This window comes from Asticcacaulis sp., assembly GCF_027484505.1.
In the GTDB taxonomy this organism is placed as follows: Bacteria; Pseudomonadota; Alphaproteobacteria; order Caulobacterales; family Caulobacteraceae; genus Asticcacaulis.
This window is the reverse complement of sequence record NZ_JAIXSV010000086.1, coordinates 1-2,849: the sequence shown is the minus strand read 5'-3', so window position 1 is coordinate 2,849 and position 2,849 is coordinate 1. Positions and strand designations below refer to the sequence as shown.

General features: G+C 61.1%; 4 protein-coding genes. 1 reads left to right on the top strand and 3 read right to left on the bottom strand.

The annotated features are described in order from the left end of the window. The first annotated feature begins 32 nt into the window (after positions 1 to 32). Positions 33 to 1,919 (top strand): prolyl oligopeptidase family serine peptidase, encoded by a 1,887-nt coding sequence (locus Q0072_RS05090; RefSeq protein ID WP_298326654.1) that lies wholly within the window; start codon positions 33 to 35, stop codon positions 1,917 to 1,919. Positions 1,920 to 1,922: 3 nt separating this feature from the next. Here Q0072_RS05090 and Q0072_RS05085 read toward each other — a convergent pair whose 3' ends face one another. The 3 genes from Q0072_RS05085 to Q0072_RS05075 all read right to left on the bottom strand — a co-directional run. Then, positions 1,923 to 2,165: a hypothetical protein gene (locus tag Q0072_RS05085; protein WP_298326651.1), complete on the bottom strand. Its 243-nt coding sequence runs from the start codon at positions 2,163 to 2,165 to the stop codon at positions 1,923 to 1,925. Between the two features lie 98 nt (positions 2,166 to 2,263). After that, on the bottom strand, positions 2,264 to 2,566 hold the full coding sequence (locus tag Q0072_RS05080; RefSeq protein WP_298326648.1) for a putative toxin-antitoxin system toxin component, PIN family: 303 nt from the start codon (positions 2,564 to 2,566) through the stop codon (positions 2,264 to 2,266). Between the two features lie 53 nt (positions 2,567 to 2,619). Beyond that, on the bottom strand, positions 2,620 to 2,849 hold a 230-nt coding region (locus Q0072_RS05075), incomplete at its 5' end, for a divergent polysaccharide deacetylase family protein (protein ID WP_298326646.1).

Here is a 2,849-nt window from a genome sequence, read left to right as displayed (position 1 = left end):
GTTGGGGAACGCCGTGGAAACGGGGAGCGGGAATGCGTGCATTGTGGGGTGCAGCCCGGATTGCCGGGGCGCTGCTGACCGGGCTTTATGCAGGTTCTGTACTGGCGGAGGCAGCACCGGAGATCCCGGTGGAGTATTTCGCGCATCAGCCGGTGATGGCCGATGTGGACATGTCGCCCGATGGCAGCCATGTCGCCTTCCTGGCTCCCGTCGGTGGCCGTCAGCATCTGGTGGTGCGCAAGCTGCCCCTGTCCCAGGGGGAGAAGCCAGCCGTCATCGGCCCGTCGGACGCGGAAATCACCGGCTTCGACTGGATCAGCAATGAACGCCTGCTGGTGCGTATCCTGACGACCGAGAAGATGAACACCAGCGACGGGCGCAAGCCTCTGCGCTTCACGCGCACGGTGTCCATGTCCCGCGATCTTCAGGAAATGAAGGTGCTGCTGCAAAGGCCGCCAGATAATGGCTATTTCCTGCAGCACACACCGATCCTGCAATTCATTGATGATGAATATGTCCTGGCCGCCTTTCCCACCGACGATGGCCCCTGGCCGGGCGTGGTGAGGCTGAACGTGATCACGGGTGCGTTTACCCGCGTTCGCCGCCCCATCCGCAACGTCACCGAATATATTCCCGACCCGACGGGCGAAATCCGCATCGCGGAAACCTATGACGACCGCAAGCTGGAAAGCCGCTATCTGCGCCGCGTCGCCGGTGGCGATTTCGAACTGATGATAAAGAACAAGGTGCTGGAGGATGATGGCGGCTTCGGCATTCTGGGTTTCGATGCTTCAGGTCAGAACCTGTTCGTGGCTTCCCGGCACGAGGGCGACCGTTCCGCCGTCTACAAATATGATCTGGCCAATGACCAGATGGGCGAAATGGTGGCCAGCGATCCCCGCTTTGATGTGAATATGGCCATTGTTCAGCGTGGCGCCGTGGTGGCCATCGCCTGGATGGACGACCTGCCGCGCCGGCAATGGCTGGACCCCGCTGTTCAGAAGCTTCAGGACGCGCTGGACAAGGCTCTGCCCGACAGCAGGGAGATCGTGATCGACACGGCGGCGGATGGTAATCTGATCCTGGTCGCCAGCTTCGCTCTGGACGCGCCGACGACTTACCGGATGTTCGATCGTCGGACCAAGGAATTCTCGCTGTTCGGCGACACCTATCCTGCCATCGCGCAGGACAGTGTCAGCAAGCGCCAGCCCATCACCTACAAGGCCACGGACGGCACGGAGATCCCCGGCTACCTGATCCTGCCCGTCGGCGTGGAGGGCAAGAACCTGCCCTTTATCATCATGCCCCATGGCGGCCCGTTCTCTCGCGATGACGGCACGTTTGATGTGATGGCGCAGTTCCTGGCCAATCGCGGCTATGGCGTGCTGCAGCCCAATTTCCGGGGCTCCACCGGCTATGGCGCCGCCTTCAACGAGGCGGGTGAAAAGCAGTGGGGCGGATTGATGCAGGATGATGTGACGGATGCGGCCAAATGGGCCGTCGCCCAGGGCTATGCCGCCCTGATGGCGGCGGTGAAGACGCCCGACCTGTTCAAATGCGCCGTGGCGACGGCACCGGTTGCCAGTCTGGAACGGCTCTATGACGAGGTGAAGTCGTCAGGCTTTGGCAACATCACCCGCGGCCTTTATTTCGGCGATAATCCCGACGCGCTGAAGCCCATCTCCCCCTATCACCAGGCTGACAAGATCAAGGTGCCGGTGCTGCTGGTCCATGGCGACCTGGACTACCAGGCCTCCGTCGCCCACAGCCGCGACATGCGCCGCGCCCTGGAACGGGCCGGCAAGCCGGTCGAGTATGTGGAGATCAAGGGCATGGACCATTCCCCCATCGTCACGGACCAGATGAAGACCGTGCTGCAGGCGTGGGAGAAGTTCCTGAAGACGTATCTGGGGGGGTAAGGATCACAGGCGGTCCCAGGGTTCTGGTTCAACGTCCGGGGCCCCGGTGAGCACGCGCTGGAACGCAGAGATGTTGGCCATTTGGGACCGTTCCTGGAAATAGGTGGCAGTGGTCAACGCTGCCACCTTTTCCGCCAGCGCAAGATTGATCAGTTGATTGAGGCTGGTCCCCTCTGCCTTCGCGATCTTCTCCGCAGCACTTTTCAGCGAGGGCAGCAGGCGGAGAGAGTAGTTGGCAGCGGTCATGGCAGGCTCCTCAATACACTTCCAGGATAAGCGACTTTGATGCCGTGACCATGGGCAGGTTCGAAATGCCGCAGGTTGGACGTCGCAATGTAGTGCGCCTAGCCGTTGATGGCGGTTTCCAGAACCATCTCATCGGCGGGATCATTCAGACTGGGGCGCCAGAGATAGTTGATATGGACCGGCTCCACGATATCGGCAAGATAATCCAGGAAACCAAGCATATCCTGCTCTGTGACCTGGGCTGCCACAAGGTGTTCAGGCCGCGTCAGCACCGCCTCATATTCCAGGAATAAGGGAACGCTGACCAGCATCCGATATCGCCTTGTCGTCGCGGCAGAAAGCAACGCGTTCGCAGCGCCGTTGCGGCTTCGGACGGCAGCAACCAGGACATTGGTATCCATCACGACCCTCATGTTCCCTACGATATCATATCGTGGGGAACAAAACAGGCCGCCTATTTCACCGCCGCCGTCAGCGGCACCAGCTGGAACCCCTTTTCCTGCAAGGTCGGCAGCCATTGGGTCAGGGCGGCGATGGTGACGTCGTGGGGGTGGCCGATGGCGATAGCGAGGCCGTTTTTACGCGCGATATCCTCCACCTTGGCCAGCGATGCCGCGACACCCTGGGCCGTCATCACATGGTCCAGGAACACATCGCGCGACAGCATGGGCACCCGATAATGGG

What these genes read in the sequence shown, in the direction of transcription:
- Q0072_RS05080 (WP_298326648.1), bottom strand. Translation starts at nt 2,566, where the DNA reads ATGGATACCAATGTCCTGGTTGCTGCCGTCCGAAGCCGCAACGGCGCT.
- Q0072_RS05085 (WP_298326651.1), bottom strand. Translation starts at nt 2,165, where the DNA reads ATGACCGCTGCCAACTACTCTCTCCGCCTGCTGCCCTCGCTGAAAAGT.
- Q0072_RS05090 (WP_298326654.1), top strand. Translation starts at nt 33, where the DNA reads ATGCGTGCATTGTGGGGTGCAGCCCGGATTGCCGGGGCGCTGCTGACC.